The sequence below is a fragment of the Arthrobacter flavus genome (assembly GCF_039526005.1).
Taxonomy (GTDB): domain Bacteria; phylum Actinomycetota; class Actinomycetes; order Actinomycetales; family Micrococcaceae; genus Arthrobacter_D; species Arthrobacter_D flavus.
Window position 1 is genome coordinate 153,873 of record NZ_BAAAIJ010000059.1, and the last position, 16,679, is coordinate 170,551.

Annotated in this window: 13 protein-coding genes and 1 riboswitch; of the genes, 10 read left to right on the plus strand and 3 right to left on the minus strand. The window is 64.9% G+C overall.

What is annotated here, in order from left to right:
* From secD to ABD059_RS15720, 3 genes are all read left to right on the plus strand, one after another.
* Positions 1–1,728 (plus strand): protein translocase subunit SecD (gene secD / locus ABD059_RS15710; RefSeq protein ID WP_343881746.1); only part of this gene is annotated, 1,728 nt, incomplete at its 5' end.
* The gene (secF, locus tag ABD059_RS15715; protein ID WP_343881748.1) at positions 1,729–2,739 is read left to right on the plus strand and encodes a protein translocase subunit SecF; all 1,011 of its coding nucleotides are present in this window, start codon (positions 1,729–1,731) and stop codon (positions 2,737–2,739) included.
* Between the two features lie 368 nt (positions 2,740–3,107).
* Positions 3,108–5,408, plus strand: a complete 2,301-nt coding sequence (locus ABD059_RS15720) for a RelA/SpoT family protein (protein WP_377959698.1) — start codon at positions 3,108–3,110, stop codon at positions 5,406–5,408.
* Between the two features lie 33 nt (positions 5,409–5,441).
* On the opposite strand, the gene ABD059_RS15725 is transcribed toward ABD059_RS15720, so the two are convergent.
* Positions 5,442–6,065 carry a hypothetical protein gene (locus ABD059_RS15725; protein WP_343881750.1) on the minus strand — a complete coding sequence of 208 codons (624 nt, stop codon included), beginning with the start codon at positions 6,063–6,065 and terminating at the stop codon, positions 5,442–5,444.
* 125 nt (positions 6,066–6,190) lie between these two features.
* A complete protein-coding gene (locus ABD059_RS15730) occupies positions 6,191–7,738 on the minus strand; it encodes a DUF349 domain-containing protein (protein WP_343881752.1) in 1,548 nt (515 codons plus the stop codon).
* Positions 7,739–7,950: 212 nt separating this feature from the next.
* Here ABD059_RS15730 and hisS point away from each other — a divergent pair, with 212 nt between their 5' ends.
* Positions 7,951–9,306, plus strand: a complete 1,356-nt coding sequence (gene hisS, locus ABD059_RS15735) for a histidine--tRNA ligase (RefSeq protein WP_343881754.1) — start codon at positions 7,951–7,953, stop codon at positions 9,304–9,306.
* A gap of 21 nt (positions 9,307–9,327) precedes the next feature.
* Here hisS and ABD059_RS15740 read toward each other — a convergent pair whose 3' ends face one another.
* A complete protein-coding gene (locus tag ABD059_RS15740; RefSeq protein WP_377959687.1) occupies positions 9,328–10,572 on the minus strand; it encodes an APC family permease in 1,245 nt (414 codons plus the stop codon).
* A gap of 120 nt (positions 10,573–10,692) precedes the next feature.
* Between ABD059_RS15740 and aspS the strand changes: the two genes are divergently transcribed.
* From aspS to ABD059_RS15770, 6 genes are all read left to right on the plus strand, one after another.
* The gene (aspS, locus tag ABD059_RS15745) at positions 10,693–12,459 is read left to right on the plus strand and encodes an aspartate--tRNA ligase (RefSeq protein WP_343881758.1); all 1,767 of its coding nucleotides are present in this window, start codon (positions 10,693–10,695) and stop codon (positions 12,457–12,459) included.
* A gap of 114 nt (positions 12,460–12,573) precedes the next feature.
* Positions 12,574–12,717: riboswitch (FMN riboswitch) on the plus strand.
* A gap of 104 nt (positions 12,718–12,821) precedes the next feature.
* Positions 12,822–13,502 carry a nicotinamide riboside transporter PnuC gene (pnuC, locus tag ABD059_RS15750; RefSeq protein WP_343881760.1) on the plus strand — a complete coding sequence of 227 codons (681 nt, stop codon included), beginning with the start codon at positions 12,822–12,824 and terminating at the stop codon, positions 13,500–13,502.
* An 11-nt stretch (positions 13,503–13,513) separates the two neighbouring features.
* Positions 13,514–14,644, plus strand: coding sequence for a bifunctional diaminohydroxyphosphoribosylaminopyrimidine deaminase/5-amino-6-(5-phosphoribosylamino)uracil reductase RibD (gene ribD / locus ABD059_RS15755; protein ID WP_343881762.1), 1,131 nt, complete (start codon positions 13,514–13,516; stop codon positions 14,642–14,644).
* On the plus strand, positions 14,629–15,339 hold the full coding sequence (locus ABD059_RS15760) for a riboflavin synthase (protein ID WP_343881765.1): 711 nt from the start codon (positions 14,629–14,631) through the stop codon (positions 15,337–15,339). The genes ribD and ABD059_RS15760 overlap by 16 nt, the downstream gene beginning before the upstream one ends.
* A complete protein-coding gene (gene ribB, locus ABD059_RS15765) occupies positions 15,336–16,004 on the plus strand; it encodes a 3,4-dihydroxy-2-butanone-4-phosphate synthase (RefSeq protein WP_343881767.1) in 669 nt (222 codons plus the stop codon). Before ABD059_RS15760 ends, ribB begins: the two co-directional genes overlap by 4 nt.
* Positions 16,001–16,657, plus strand: coding sequence for a GTP cyclohydrolase II (locus ABD059_RS15770; protein WP_343881769.1), 657 nt, complete (start codon positions 16,001–16,003; stop codon positions 16,655–16,657). Before ribB ends, ABD059_RS15770 begins: the two co-directional genes overlap by 4 nt.
* The last annotated feature ends 22 nt before the right edge of the window (positions 16,658–16,679 follow it).

The following is a 16,679-nucleotide window of genomic DNA, read 5'->3' on the forward strand; positions in this document are numbered from 1 at the left end:
ACCGGCCCAGGCACGGCAGCCAAACGGACACTTGTTTGGCTCGGCGTTATGTTTGCATTACTAGCAGTTCTCCTGGGCAGCGGGTCCATCTGGGGCACCGCGAGCTGGAGCCCCAAGCTGGCACTCGACCTTGAGGGCGGAACCCAGATGATCCTTGCGCCCCAGGTGCAGGGCGGCAGCGATGAGATTACCGAAGAGCAGCTCGACCAGGCTGTAGAAATCATCAGGCAGCGTGTTGACGGCAGCGGCGTGGCAGAGGCCGAGATCAACACCCAGTCCGGCCGCAACGTGATTGTGTCCCTGCCAGGTATCCCCGACGCCGAAACCCGCGAACTGATTCAGGCGTCGGCACAGATGGAATTCCGGCCGGTGCTCTTTGGCGGTCCGGGCCAGGCCCCCGCCGCGGAAACGCCCACTCCCGAAGAAGAGCTGCCCGCCCCTACTGACGAGCCAACCGATGCCAGCGATCCCAACTGGATCACGGCGGAGGTGTTCTCCGAGTTCGAGGCCCTCGACTGCACCTCGCCCGAAGCCCTCGAACCCGCCGAAGAAGCAGCCCCCGCTGATGCGCCAATGGTCGCCTGCGAGCCAGGCACCCAGGGCAAATACATTCTCGGACCGGTGGAGGTGCCGGGCACCGACATCGACTCCGCTGACTTCGGCATGCAGCGCGGTGCGCAGGGCCAGTCACTGAACACCTGGGCCGTCAACATCCAGTTCAACTCTGAGGGTAGTGAGACCTTCCGGGAAGTCACCGAACGGCTCTTCGCCTTCGAAGACGGCGACCCGCGGAACCAGTTCGCCATCGTGCTCGATGGGACGATCATTTCCGCTCCCACCACCCAGGCCGTCATTCCTGATGGGCGTCCCTCGATCAGCGGTAGCTTTACTGAGGAGTCGGCCGGGGCGTTGGCCGAGCAACTGAAGTACGGTGCACTACCGATCAGCTTCGAGATCCAGAGTGAGCAGCAGATCTCGGCCACACTCGGAGCCGACCAGCTCCGGCTCGGCATGATTGCAGGCATCATCGGCTTGATCCTGGTCGCCGTTTACTCGATCTTCCAGTACCGGATGCTGGGACTGGTGACCATTGCGTCCCTCGTGGTGGCAGGTTTCCTTACCTACCTCGCCATCTGCATCCTGGGCTGGACCGAGAACTACCGGCTCTCCCTCGCAGGTGTGGCCGGCCTGATCGTCGCCATTGGGCAGACCGCCGACTCCTTCATCGTCTACTTCGAACGAATTCGCGATGAACTCCGCGACGGCCGAGGACTCGTCTCGGCCGTTGAAAACGGCTGGCGCCGGGCCAAGAGCACGGTCCTCGCATCCAAGGCCGTCAGCCTGCTGGCCGCCGTCGTGCTGTACTTCGTCGCTGTCGGCAACGTTCGTGGGTTCGCGTTCACGCTTGGATTGACAGCTGTAGCCGACCTGATCGTCGTGTTCCTGTTCACTCATCCAGTGATGCGCCTGCTGGCGAGGACCAAGTTCTTTGGCGAGGGTCACCGGTTCTCCGGGGTCGATCCGAAGAAGCTTGGCATCATGCCGCTCTATCGTGGTGCCGGTCGGATCCGGATGCCGTCGGCAACACCACAGACAGCAGCCCCCCGCCCCAAGAACAAGGCAGTCTCAGGTGAAATCGCCCGACGCACCACCATCGCTGAACGCCGGCTGGCCGAACAAAAAGCCCTGGCCGCGCGAAGCAATGGTACAGACCAGGAGGAAAACTAAATGCGGGGCAATAGTTTCGCCAAATTCGGCAACGACCTCTACTCGGGCAAGCTGTCCTACCCGTTCGTCGGCAAGCGTAAGCTGTGGTTCACCATTGCTGCCGTGGCTGTCCTCGTGTCGATCATCATCCCCATCGTCAAGGGTGGGTTCAACCTCGGTATCGATTTCCGGGGCGGCTCCGAGTTCACGGTGTCGAGTGTCGAGAACACTGACATTGCCCTTGGCGAGCAGGCTGTTACGGGGGTGGTACCGGATGCGGTGCCGAGCGTCACGAACATCGCGCCGCAGACGATGCGGATCCAAACTGAGCGTCTCTCCGATGATGAGACCCTCAGTGTCCGCGATGCCCTGATCAGCGCCTATGAGGTCACCGAGGAGGAGGTCACCACCAACTTCGTGGGGCCCACGTGGGGCGAAGACGTCAGCCGGCAGGCACTGATCGGCCTGGTGGTCTTCATCCTGTTGGCTGCAGTGCTGATGGCCCTCTACTTCAGAACCTGGAAAATGTCGGTGGCCGCGCTCAGCGGCTTGTTCGTGGTCATGACGGTGACAGCCGGTCTGTATTCGCTGAGTAATTTTGAGGTGACACCGTCGGCGATGATCGGGTTCCTCACGGTGTTGAGCTATGCGCTGTATGACACGGTGGTGGTTTTCGACAAGATTAAGGAGAACACCGCCGACCTCGATGTTTCCACTAAGCGAACCTTTGGCGAGCAAGTGAATCTTGCGGTCAACCAGACGCTTGTGCGCTCCATCAACACCTCGGTTGTTGCCGTGTTGCCGGTGGCATCGATTCTCTTCATCGGTGCAATGCTCCTCGGTGCGGGTACCCTCCGGGACCTGTCTCTTGCCCTGTTCATTGGCATCATCATCGGGACCATCGGCACACTTTTTGTTGCCGCACCCGTTTACGCTTGGCTGAGGATGCGCGAACCGGGCATGAAGCGGCAGGAGAAGCGCGTGCTGCATCGCCGGTCGGTCGAAGCTGCAGAGTCCGTCTCCGCGACCTGACCCTCCCGGTCGCCGTCGGAGCAACCGACGTCCTGATGACCGTGTCCTGGACCCTAAGGGGGTCCAGGACACGGTTTTTTTGGACCAAGTTCATCCGCCACCGGAGAACGGTTCAACAGGGTTTGGTCCGTCGGACTAAACTTAAATATGCGTGCCGGAGAAGAGGCATGGTGTAATTCTTTTTCAGCCGTCCAACGGCTGAGGAATCGGGGTAGTACGTGGCAGATGCCAGTGGTCCAGCAGAGCGGCCAGACACGGAAAACCGTGAGGAGCGCCCTGGCACATACTCGCGCCCATCGACCGCCCAGCTGGAGCAGGTCCCGGCGCCCCCGGCGACTGTACCGCCGGTCCGAAGCCGCGACGTCGCAGTGACTTCATCGGGATCAGCCCCATCGGCGGCCAGCGCAGACCACGGGGCGCTGCCCGAGCGGAAAGTCCGGCCCCGGTCACGGCTCGCCCGCCTGACCGGCAGAGCCTCGAGCGGGTACTCCCCGGTGCTTGAACCGCTGCTGAGGACCGTCAGGGCCAACAACCCCAAGGAAGATCTTGACCTGATCCAGCGCGCGTACCTGGTGGCCGAGCATAGCCACGAGGGCCAGAAGAGGAAGAGCGGCGACCCGTACATCACCCACCCGGTGGCGGTGGCAACGATTCTGGCCGAATTGGGCATGACCGGCACCACTTTGGCTGCCGCCCTGCTGCACGACACCGTCGAGGACACCGCCTGCACCCTCGACGACATCAAGCGTGACTTCGGAGCCGAAGTGGCAATGCTGGTGGATGGTGTGACGAAGCTGGACAAGGTGTCCTTTGGGGACGCTGCACAGTCGGAGACCGTTCGTAAAATGGTGGTCGCCATGGCCAAGGACATCCGTGTCCTGGTGATCAAACTTGCGGACCGGCTCCACAACGCCCGGACCTGGCGCTTTGTCTCTCCCGAGTCGTCGGCCAGGAAGGCCCGCGAGACACTTGAAATATTCGCGCCTCTTGCGCACCGGCTTGGCATGAATACCATCAAATGGGAGCTTGAGGACCTGTCCTTTGCGGCGTTGCACCCGAAGGTCTACGAAGAGATCGTCCGGATGGTGGGTGACCGTACTCCTGAACGGGAGAAGCACCTGGCGGTGGTGCGCACCCAGATCGGCGAAGACCTTCGATCGGTCAAGATCAAGGCGACAATCACCGGACGCCCGAAGCACTACTACTCCATCTACCAAAAGATGATCGTCCGCGGCAAGGACTTCGATGACATCCACGACCTGATGGGGATTCGGGTGCTGGTGGACAGCGTGAGGGACTGCTACGCCACCTTGGGTCAGCTGCATGCCCGCTGGAATCCGCTGCCCGGCCGGTTCAAAGACTACATAGCGATGCCCAAGTTCAATATGTACCAGTCGCTTCACACCACAGTGATTGGGCCTGGCGGACGTCCGGTGGAGATTCAGATCCGGACTCACGATATGCACCGTCGAGCCGAGTACGGCGTTGCGGCGCACTGGAAATACAAGGGCGCTAGCGGCAAAGCCGGAGAGGGACCCGACAACAGCGACATGGGGTGGCTGCGGAGCCTGGTCGACTGGCAGCAGGAGACCGCCGACCCGGATGAGTTCCTTGACTCGCTGCGCTTCGAAATCAACGCCCGCGAGGTGTTCGTGTTCACCCCCAAGGGTGAAGTGATGGCGTTGCCTGCCGGGTCCACACCGGTGGACTTCGCCTATGCAGTCCACACCGAGGTGGGGCACCGAACCATCGGAGCCCGGGTCAACGGGAAGCTGATCCCGTTGAACAGCGAACTGAACCACGGCGACTGGGTAGAAATCTTCACCTCCAAGGCCGAGGGTGCTGGCCCGAGCCAGGACTGGCAGGGGTTCGTCAAGAGCCCGCGGGCTCGCAACAAGATCCGGCAGTGGTTCACCAAGGAACGCCGCGAAGAGGCGATCGAAAAGGGTAAGGAACTGCTCACCCGCGCAATGCGCAAGCAGAACCTGCCACTTCAGCGCATGATGACACACGACGCTCTGATAGCTGTGGCCCAGGAGTTGAGGCACGCGGACATTGCTGCTCTTTATGCGGCAGTCGGTGACGGCCACTCCTCAGCCCAGAACGTGATCGAACGTCTGGTCGCTCTGATGGGTGGGAACGAGGGTGCCGAAGAGAGCCTCGCCGAGACGGCGGTCGCCACCACGCCGCGCCGCCCCAAATTCTCCGACTCCGGGGTGACCGTGCGCGGCGTCGGCGACGTCTGGGTCAAAATCGCGCGCTGTTGCACTCCAGTACCGCCGGATCCCATCATCGGGTTCGTTACCCGCGGATCAGGGGTATCGGTCCATCGGAACGACTGCCGCAACGTCGAGGAATTGCGTGATCAGCCGGATCGGATTGTGGACGTTGACTGGGCTCCCACCCAGTCCAGCGTGTTCCTGGTCGAGATCCAGGTTGAAGCGCTTGATCGCAAGAGTCTCCTCTCTGACGTGACACGGGTCCTCTCGGAAAACCACGTCAACATTCTGGCGGCGAGCGTGAACACTTCAACGGACCGGGTGGCACTGTCGCGGTTTGCTTTCGAGATGGGGGACCCGAAGTACCTGACCCACATCCTGAACGCGGTCAGACGGATAGACGGCGTGTTTGACGTCTACCGCACTACAGGGGCCCAGCGGAGGCTCTAGCTGCCTGACCGTCGGCTCCGAATGGGGTGGACTCTAGCTTGAATGCATGGCGCTCTGGAGGCGAGCCAGGGCGCGGTTCTTACCAGGAACCCGCCGGGTTGCTTCCAGGGCCCTGGCTACGAGCGTCAGCTCACACTGCAAGTCCGGATGGGCTGCCAGCCTGACGAGGGTTGGCATGGCCCAGGAGTCATGTCCATGCACCGCAACATCGAGCGCGGTCCGCAGGGGAGCGGTGACGCCTACCCCGCCGACCACCCGTACATCACAGGGTCCTAAAGCCACCTGATGCATGAGTGCTTCACTAAACGGTGGCAGGGCGGTGGTGCGGCGTCGGTGATCTGTCACCAGATTGACCGTTTCCGGCAGCGGCGCGCAACCATAGACCCAGGCGGCGCTTTGGCGGGCAAGCGCCACTTTGGCCCGCAACGACACCGGGACACACAGGATCGCAGACTGGGCGCGGGAAGCGGGGTCTAGGCGGTGGTCCGCGCGTGCATAGGAATCCCCGCAGACACGGTGCAGCAGTCCGTCGATCCGCATAGCCTGCAACTCCACGCTGCTGAAGAGGTCGTTGGCTCGGAAGAGCACTCCGCCGGAGGAGGTGATCGGCTCGGCTGGGGTTTCTCCGGCAGCGGCTCCCAGCTGAAGATGGGACATGGCCCAAGCATTCCGAGTTTGGCGCCTCAACGAAAGCCCCGGCGTCGAGTTGTGGATAACCGGACTGGTGGCTGACCGGACTATTCATCCACAACCCCACGCCGGGGCTGATGGTTCGGGTGCTGCTAGGAGAAGTCCCGCGCTGACTTCTGGAGCATATCCATCCATTGTTGACGTGCGGACAGGGCTTCCTTGGCGGCTGCAATGCGTTTCGCGTCGCCAGCCTTCTCGGCGGCGTTCAGGTCCTCCTGGAGGGCAGCGATAGTGGCTTCCAGCTGGCTCAGAGCACTGTTGGTGCGGGCCTGGGTCTCGGGGTTGGTCCGCTCCCAATGGGCGTCGTCGGCAGCCTTCACCGCGTCCTCGACTTCGCGAATACCTGCTTCGATCCGCCCCATGTCCGCGCGTGGCACCTTGCCGGCTTCTTCCCAGCGGTCACGAATCGACTGAAGCGACTTCTTCGCGGCCGCAAGGTTCTTGATCGGTAGCAACTGGCGTGCCTCGACCAGCAGGGCTTCCTTGACCACAAGGTTCGCCCCGTATTCCTCGTCGATTGCCTCGTTGGTTGCTTTCCGTGCGGTGAAGAACTTGTCCTGGGCGGCCCGGAAACGTGCCCACAGGGCGTCGTCGTCCTTACGGCTGGCTCGCTTGGAGGCCTTCCACTCATCCATCAACCGGCGGTATTCGCCGGCGGTGTGGCCCCAGTCGGTTGAGGTGGAAAGCGCCTCGGCCTGCTGGATGAGGGACTCCTTGGCCTGTTTAGCCGAGGCGTTGTCAGTGTCCAGTTGGGAGAAGTACGCGCGCCGGTGGCGGTCGAAGATGGTGCGTGCCGCGCGGAACCGCTTCCAGAGGCCGTCCTCGGTGCCGCGGCCCAACCGGATGCCGTTCTTCTGCGCGGCCTTCCAGGTCTCGAACAGCTCGTTCATCCGGGTGCTGCTGGCTTTCCACTGCACCGTGGACGGGTCGCGGCCGGCGATTTCCTCGGCTTCGGCGACTATCGCTTCGCGGGCTGCGAGATCGGCTGACTTCAGCGCATCCTGCTCGGCCTTTTCGGCGGCAACAAGCTCCGCGATCTGGGTGTTCAGGGCGTCCAGCCGCGCTTCGAGGGCAAGCACGTCGCCAACGATCTTCTTCTCCGCGACCTGTTCCCGCAGATGACCGGCGGTCTTCTGCATGTCGGCGGATGGGGCCTTCGCGTGAACACGCTGTTCCAGGAGCGCGATCTGGCTGGCGACGTCGTCGTACTTGCGCACGAAATAGGCCAGCGCCTCCTCCTTGGAGGCATCGGGGTACTGGCCGACGGCGTGCTCCTCGCCGTTGACGATGAGGAAGACGTGGCCGTCGTCCTCTACCCGGGCAAACTTGGCTGCTTCGCTGAGCGGGGTGTTGTGCGCCGGGGGAGCGGCGACTGCTGCCCCGGGCTTCGCGCCTGGCTTACCGCCAGGCTTCGCACCGGGTCGTGGCGCCATCGCTGCGGGGCTGGGAGCGGTGCCGGGAGAAGGCGTGGGGCGGACGGCTTCAGCCACGGCTGGTTCAGCCTCGGGCGCCTCAGCCTCAGGCGCGGCTGATTCCGCCTGCTCGGGCTCACCAGCCTGCTCATGACCAGTTGTTGTTTCCTCGTCGCCTGACGTTTCGTCGGTACGGGGTGTTTCGTCGGATTGCTGACTTTGTGTCACCGCTAGAAGTCTTTCGCTCGTTGGTTTGCCTGCTGCCTTGCGGCAATTGGTTCAGGGCTATCGAGTCTATCGCCACGGCGTCCCCGCGCCGCGCAGCCTCAGAGGTTACTTTACGCATAAGGATTCGCGAGCGGAATCTCGGTTCCCCGTCAAAGCCGGGTAAAATCGGAGACCGTCAACCCGATATCACATCCCGCAAGGAGCTCAGCCGCATGGCACGCAAGGCCTCACTGTCCGGTTTTCCCGAATGGCTGCCGGAGGAACGCCTGGTGGAACTGCATGTGCTCGACACGTTGCGGAAGACCTTTGAGCTGCATGGCTTCTCCAACATCGAAACCCGCGCGGTGGAGACGGTGTCCCATCTGCTCCGCAAAGGAGACATCGACAAAGAGGTCTACGCCGTGTCGCGTCTGCAGGCCGACGACGACGGCGGCCGCGCCACCAGTTCCGACGACGGCCTCGCCCTGCACTACGACCTGACCGTGCCCTTCGCCCGCTACGTGGTGGAGAACTCCGGCCACCTTGCCTTCCCGTTCCGCCGCTACCAGATCCAGAAGTGCTGGCGTGGCGAGCGGCCGCAGGACGGGCGGTTCCGTGAGTTCACCCAGGCCGACATCGACGTCGTCGGCGACGGTGTCCTCCCGTTCCGGTACGACGTCGAGCTGGCCCTGGTGGTGGTCGACGCCCTCTCGGCACTGCCGATCCCCGACTTCACCGTGCGCGTAAACAACCGGAAGTTGGCCGAGGGCTTCTACCGGGGCATCGGCCTCGAAGACACCGCCGGTGTGCTGCGCAGCATCGACAAGCTGGAAAAGATCGGTGCGGAGAAGGTCACCGCCCTGCTGCAGACCGAACTCGGTGCCACCGACGACCAGGCGGTTCTGGCGCTCCGCCTCGCCTCGATCAGGACCGCTGATGTCTCCTTCGTCGACCAGGTACGAGCCCTCGGCGTAACGCACCCGCTGCTTGAGGAGGGTCTGAACGAGCTGGAGCAAGTCATCGCTGAAGCCTCCCGGCGCGCGCCGGGCCGGGTGGTCGCAGACCTGAGCATCGCCCGGGGTCTGGACTACTACACCGGAACCGTGTACGAGACTGTCCTCAACGGGCACGAATCGCTGGGGTCCATCTGCTCCGGTGGCCGTTACGACAGCCTGGCCACCAAGGGCAACCGGACGTTCCCCGGTGTGGGCCTCTCGATCGGCGTCACGCGGCTGGTCTCGCGGATCCTCAGCCAGGACTTCACCGCTGTGTCCCGACAGGTGCCCACTGCCGTGCTGATTTCGCTGACCGATGACAGCTCCTGGTCCGCGGCGCAGGACATCGCTACCTCCCTGCGGAGTCGCGGCATTTCGGCTGAGGTGGCAGCCTCGGCCGAAAAATTCGGCAAGCAGATCAAGTTCGCTGACCGGCGGGGGATCCCGTTTGTCTGGTTCACTGCCACGGACGGCACCCACGAGGTCAAGGACATCCGCACCGGCGCCCAGGAACCAGCAGACCCGGACACCTGGTCGCCTCCGGCAGTTGATCTTGTCCCGACGGTGCTCCGCGCCAAGCCAGCCGCAGGCTGACCCGAGCACTGCACCGAAAGGTCAGACGCGGCGTCGTCGTACTCCACTGACGACGGCGCGGCCCAGCACTCCCGCGGCCAGCACGGCCAGCATCGTGACGACCGAGGTCACCGGCAGGGTGAGCGCCAACAGCACGCACCCGCAGAAGCCCACCACGTTCAGCGCCCGCGGTGAATGCCACGGCCGCTCCGTGAGGGTAAACGCCGACAGGTTCGCGATCGCATAGTAGATCAGCACCCCGAAGCTTGAGAAGCCCACCACCGTCAGCACATCGGTGGTCAGGAGCAGGACGATGACGACGACGGCGGTCGCCACGTCCGCGGCATAGGGGACGCCGAAGCGCTCCCAGATCCCGGCCAGCGCGCGGGGAAGATCACCCTCGCGTGCCATGGCCAGGGTGGTCCTGCCCACCCCGGCAATCAAGGCCAGCAGCGCCCCCAGGCTGGCGAGGGCAGCTGCCACCGTGACCGCCGTCGTCGGGATCCCCGAGGTGGAGGGGGTGAAGACCTCCCGAAGAGGTGCGGTGGAGGTGGCGAGCGCTGTCGGGCCCAGTGCATTCAGCAGTCCCCAGGAAAGCAGCAGATACAGCACCAGGGTGAACCCGAGAGAACCGAAGATCGCGGCCGGGATGTTGCGGCGGGGGTCGCGGACCTCCTCGCCCATGGTGGCGATCCGCGCGTACCCGGCGAAAGCGAAGAACAGTAACCCGGCGGCCTGCAGCACACCGAGCCAGGTGGTGGGCAGCGCCACGACGTCGGCCGGTGCTGGTGCGGCGAAGGCCGCCACCACCACGAACGCCAGCACCGGGATCACCAGGGACACGATGATCCGGGTCATCAGGGCAGTGCGGGTGACTCCCAGGAGGTTGACCACGGTCAGGCCCACCACCGCCGCGACCGCTGCGGCGGTTTCGAAACCCGGAGCGGCGTACAGTCCAAACGTCAGGGCCATGGCGGCACAGGACGCGATCTTCCCGGTGATAAAGCTCCAGCCGGCGATGAACCCGGGCCAGGGGCCGAGCTGGCGGCGCCCATAGACGTAGGTGCCGCCGCTGTCCGGATGGACCGCGGCGAGCTGCGCCGACGCTGCGGCATTGCAGTAGGCGACGAAACCGGCGATGGCCACGGCGAGGGGAAGCCAGCTTCCCGCCGAGGCGGCTGCGGGCGCGAACACCACAAACACGCCGGCGCCGATCATTGAACCGATGCCCACAGTGGTGGCGTCGAAGCCGCCCAACTGCCGACGAAGCCCTGGTGGGTTACTCATGGCCATGTGGTTCCCCTGTGTGGCGGGTGGGTCCCGGTATCACCGGTAAACTCGAACGAGACGATCTTTTCACATGCGGGTAGCGAATGATGCCCCGTGCCCCCACCCGGAAGGAATGCTGTGCTGCGCACACATGACCTCGGTTCACTGCGGACCGAGCACATTGGACACACCGTCACCCTGGCAGGCTGGGTAGCCCGCCGCCGAGATCACGGCGGTGTCGCATTCCTTGACCTGCGCGACGCCTCAGGTTTCGCCCAGGTGGTGGTCCGGGAAGAGGAAGTGTTCCATGGACTGCGCAACGAGTACGTCCTGCAGATCACCGGCACCGTCGAGAAGCGCCCCGAGGGCAACGAGAACCCGGCACTGGCCACCGGCGGCATTGAAGTGATCGCCGAGACGGTCACCATCCTCAACACCTCCGACCCGCTGCCGTTCCAGATCGACGAGCACGTGGAGGTTGGTGAGGAAGCCCGGCTGAAGCACCGCTACCTCGACCTGCGCCGGCCCGCCCCGAACGCCAACCTCCGCCTGCGCTCGGAGGCGAACCGGGTGGCCCGCGAACTGCTGCACCAGGACGGGTACGTCGAAATCGAGACCCCCACGCTGACCCGCTCCACCCCCGAGGGTGCCCGCGACTTCGTGGTCCCGGCACGTCTGTCGCCCGGATCCTGGTACGCCCTGCCCCAGTCCCCGCAGCTCTTCAAGCAGCTGCTCCAGGTGGGCGGCTTTGAAAAGTACTACCAGATTGCCCGCTGCTACCGCGATGAGGACTTCCGCGCGGACCGCCAGCCCGAATTCACCCAGCTCGACATCGAAGCCAGCTTCGTGGAGCAGGACGACATCATTGCCCTGGGCGAGAACCTGGTCAAGGCACTCTGGCAGCTCATCGACGTCGAAATCCCCACCCCCATCCAGCGGATGACCTACGCCGACGCGATGGCCCGGTTCGGCTCCGACAAGCCCGATCTGCGCTTCGGCCTTGAGCTGACCGAGCTCACCGAGTTTTTCAAGGACACCGAGTTCGGTGTCTTCAAGGCACCCTACGTCGGGGCCGTCGTCATGCCCGGCGGGGCTTCCCAGCCGCGCCGCCAGCTTGACGCCTGGCAGGAATGGGCCAAGCAGCGCGGCGCCAAGGGCCTCGCGTATGTCCTGGTCGACGACGACGGCAGCCTCCGCGGCCCCGTCGCCAAAAACCTCACCGACGCCGAGCGCGAGGGCCTGCCCTCCGCCGTCGGCGCCAACCCAGGCGACTGCATCTTCTTCGCCGCCGGGGACAAGACCCCGTCCCGCGCGCTGCTCGGTGCTGCGCGCGTCGAGATCGGCCACCGCACCGGCCTGATCGACCCGAACGCCTGGGCCTTCGTCTGGGTGGTCGACGCACCCATGTTCGAACCGGCGTCGGCAGCTGTGGCAGCCGGCGACGTCGCCGTCGGCGGGGGAGCCTGGACGGCCGTCCACCACGCCTTCACCTCCCCGAAGCCCGAGTACCTGGACACCTTCGACAAGGATCCCGAGACCGCCCTGGCCTACGCCTACGACATTGTCTGCAACGGCAACGAAATTGGGGGCGGCTCGATCCGTATCCACCAACGTGACGTGCAGGAACGGGTCTTCGCGGTCATGGGCATCAGCCAGGAAGACGCGCAGGAGAAGTTCGGCTTCCTCCTCGAGGGATTCAAGTTCGGAGCGCCCCCTCACGGCGGCATCGCGTTCGGCTGGGACCGGGTGGTCGCACTGATGGCCGGTACCGAGTCCATCCGCGACGTCATCGCCTTCCCGAAGTCCGGTGGCGGTTTTGATCCGCTGACCGCGGCTCCAGCCCCGATCACCGCGCAGCAGCGCAAGGAAGCCGGAGTGGACTTCAAGCCGGAGCAGAAGAACTAGGGCACCGTTGTTCCTCACCCGGTGAGCTGAACGGGTGGGGAACAGGCGGGCTGTGCTGCTTTGTGACGGGAATGGACACACGCCCGATCCGGTTATGAAATACTGATACACACAAACGTGCTCCGGGGTCGGTGTAATTCCGAACCGGCGGTGATAGTCCGCGACCCGTCCGCTGCCAGTGCTACCGCGCTGGCGTGGCCGGTTGAACTGGTGAAACTCCGGTACCGACAGTTAAAGTCTGGATGGGAGAAGCGCGTGCAGCTTTGGCTGTGCTGGTTTGGTGGTGCCTTCGTGCGCCTTCGCCAGCACCGGCCGTTCCTGTCGTTACCCCCGGAGCGTACCGCTCGAGACTAGGGGACGACATGGATTTTCTGAGGTGGCTGTTCGACGCTCAGATCCCCGTCGCCGGAAGCTCGTTGCTGCTCCGCGAAGTGATTGGCAACGTCTTCGGGCTCCTCAGTGCGCTCGGTGGGATGCGCCGGAAACTCTGGGCCTGGCCCGTCGGTATCATCGGCAACGTTCTGCTCCTCACCGTCTTCCTCGGCTCCATTTTTGGCGGTGCCGATACCGCCAACCTGCTCGGGCAGGCCGGCCGCCAGATCATGTTCATTGCCGTCGCCGTCTACGGCTGGCGTCGGTGGCGGGCCAGCGCACAGTCCGACGGCCATGCGATCACACCGCGGTGGGCTTCAACCCGGGCGCGGATCGGCCTCGTCTCGGGCATGATCCTCGGCACCGTCGCGATCACGCCCCTCTTCCGGATGCTCGGTTCCTACGAACCCGTCTGGGCCGACGCGTGGACGTTCGTCGGGTCACTGCTCGCCACCATCGGCATGGCCAAGGGATGGGTCGAGTTCTGGCTCATCTGGGTGGCCGTCGACGTCGTCGGGGTGCCTCTGCTGTTCAGCGCCGGCTACTACGCCACCGCCTTCATGTACCTGTTCTACGGGGTCTTCACCCTGATCGGGTTCTTCGTCTGGATGCGTGCCCGGGAGAGCAAACCCCGCGTCGACGTCCTGCTCCCCGATCCCACGGTCCGGTAGACGCCGTGAACATGACCCTTCGGGACCCCGACTTCTCCGCCGCTGAACGCGGCGCGATGCAATCTGCCGTCAGCCTGGCCGGCCGCGGGGTGCGCGGGGCCAACCCGCTGGTGGGAGCAGTGGTACTTGACGAGCGCGGCACAGCGATTGGCTCCGGGTACCACCGGGGAGCGGGTACTCCGCACGCCGAAGTTGATGCCCTCGCCAAGGCCCTGACGCAGCGGGCTGACCTGACCGGGTGCACGCTGATCTGCACCCTTGAACCGTGCAACCATGCCGGGCGCACGGGCCCCTGTACCGAAGCCATCGCCGCGGCAGGGATCACCCGCGTGGTCTACGCCGCCGACGACGTCCACGGTCCTGCCGCCGGTGGCGCTGGCTGGCTCACCGCCCACGGCGTTGAGACGGTCGGCGGGTTGATGGCCGATGAGTCCCACCAGCTCAACCACCGCTGGCGGGAAGCCACCAGCTCCCGCCGCCCCTTCATCACCCTCAAGATCGCCCAGACCCTCGATGGGAAGGTTGCCGCGGTTGACGGCTCCAGCCAGTGGATCACCGGCCCCGAGTCGCGCAACGACGGGCACTCGATTCGGCGCCGTGCCGACGCCGTGCTCGTCGGCACCGGCACCGTGCTGGCCGACAACCCACGACTTTCTGCCCGCAACCCTGACGGGACCGTCACCACAAGGCAGCCCCTCCGCGTGGCGATGGGACTGCGCACTGTCCCCGACGACGCCGCCATCCGCGCCGGACACTTCGTTCACCTCACCACCCGCGACCCGTGGGAGGCTGGGCGTCACCTGTACGACGACGGCGTCGGCCACCTGATGATCGAGGGCGGCCCCACCATCGCCACTGCTTTCCTGGCCGCGGGGCTGGTCGACGAACTGTTCATCTATCAGGCGCCCCTGCTCCTCGGCGCCGGCACCCCGGCCATCCAGTCGCTCGGGATCGATTCCCTGCGAGACGCCAGCAGCTGGGTGCTCGACCCGTACGGGGGCGCGACGATCACCCGATACGGAAACGACGTCCGCCTCCACCTCAGCCCGGCACCGACCGCCCCGGCAGCCACCCGGGCTTCCCAGTCTTCTCTCCGAACGATCACCAGCAGCAAAGGATCCAGCACATGTTCACAGGAATAGTCGCCGAAAAGGGCAGCGTTGTTTCACTCGACGTCTCGGCGGACCAAACCAGCGCCATCCTGGTTTTCGACGCACCCACCACCGGCGAGGACCTGGGCCTAGGCGGGTCCATCGCGGTCAACGGCGTCTGCCTCACGGCAACCAGCGTTGAGGGCGGCCGGATCGCCGTCGACGTGATGGGGGAGACACTCCTGCGAACCACCACTGGGTCCCTTGCCCCCGGTGGCACCGTGAACCTCGAGCGTTGCGTCCCGGCGAGTGGGAGGCTGGACGGTCACGTTGTCCAGGGCCACGTCGATGGGATCGGTACCTTGCTTGAGCGCGAAGACCAGGGCGCCTGGCACCGTCTCCGCTTCGGATTGCCGACCAGGCTAGCCCGTTACGCGGCCGAGAAGGGGTCAATCACCGTCGACGGTGTTTCCCTCACGGTCAGCGCCGTCAGTGCAGTTTCGGCTCCTGACCCCTGGTTTGAGGTCGGGCTGATTCCCACCACCCTGCAGGAAACCAGTCTGGGCCTGAAACAGATCGGGGATTCGGTAAACCTGGAAATGGATGTGATGGCCAAATATGCTGAGCGGCTCATGAGCTTCATGGTGCCCGCCTGGCAGACGCCGAACACCCAGTCCATCCCGATCCAGAAACCGGCAATTCTGAAACCGTCGGTCCCCCCGGCAGTCGCTGAGTCGCAGCCATGATCACCCACCAGCCAGCACCGCAGGCCCTGACCATCCGGCTGGATTCCGTGGCGGAGGCGGTGGCGGCGATGGCCGCGGGCCGGGCCGTCGTCGTCGTCGACGATGAACGGCGCGAAAACGAGGGCGACATCATCTTCGCCGCCCAGTTCGCCACCCCCGCGCTGGTGGGGTGGACCGTGAGGTACACCTCGGGCGTGCTGTGCGTTCCGATTTCCGGCGTCGCCGCGGATCGGCTGTTACTGCCGCCCATGACAGCCGTCAACGAGGATGCCAAGGGGACCGCCTACACCGTCTCCTGCGACGCGGCGGTGGGCATTTCCACCGGGATCAGCGCGGCCGACCGCGCGGTCACTGCGCGCCTCCTCGCCGACCCGACGACGACGGCGGCCGACCTCACCCGGCCCGGCCACATGTTCCCGTTGCGCGGGGCCCCGGGTGGTGTCGGTCAACGTCCAGGCCACACCGAGGCGGGGCTGGAGCTGTGCGCCCTCGCCGGTCTGGAACCCGCGGCGGTCATCGCCGAGGTGGTCCACGACGAAGGTCACATGATGCGGCTACCCGACCTCAGGGACTTCGCCGACAGCCACGGTGTGCCCCTGATCTCGATCAAAGACCTGCTGAGCTACCTCAGTGACCCAACCAGAGACGAGAAGGGCCTCCGATGAATACCACCAGCGTCACCGGCGGGCCGACGGTTAGCCTTCCTACAGCCTTCGGACAGTTCACCACCCAGGCCTGGACCGACGAGGTGACGGGGGTTGAACACCTCAGCCTGTCATCCACCGGGGCCAATCCACTCGGGACCAGCGGGGACCCCGGCCCGCAGACGGAGGCACCCCTGGTACGGATGCATTCGGAGTGCCTGACCGGGGACGTCTTCTCGTCGTATCGCTGCGACTGTGGTGAACAACTTGAGCAGGCCCTCCAGCTGGTCAGCGAACAGGGCGGCACCGTGCTCTATCTGCGCGGCCAGGAGGGCAGGGGGATCGGCCTGGCCAACAAAATGCGCGCCTACGCCCTGCAGGACACCGGGGCGGACACCGTCGAAGCCAACGAACAGCTCGGGCTGCCCGTCGACTCGCGGGACTACCAAGCCGCCGCGGCGATCCTCAGCCAGCTTGGTCTGCGCTCTATCCGGCTGCTCAGCAACAACCCCGAGAAGCGGGACAAACTCGTCCTGTACGGCATCGACGTCACCGCGATGGTCCCCTCGGAGGTGCCCGCGCGTGCCGAGAACCAGCGGTACCTGCAGACCAAACGGGACCGGCTGAACCACCAGCTGACCCTTCTGGAAGACCACGGGATCCAGCAAAGCTGACCGACCCCCATCACCAGCCTCA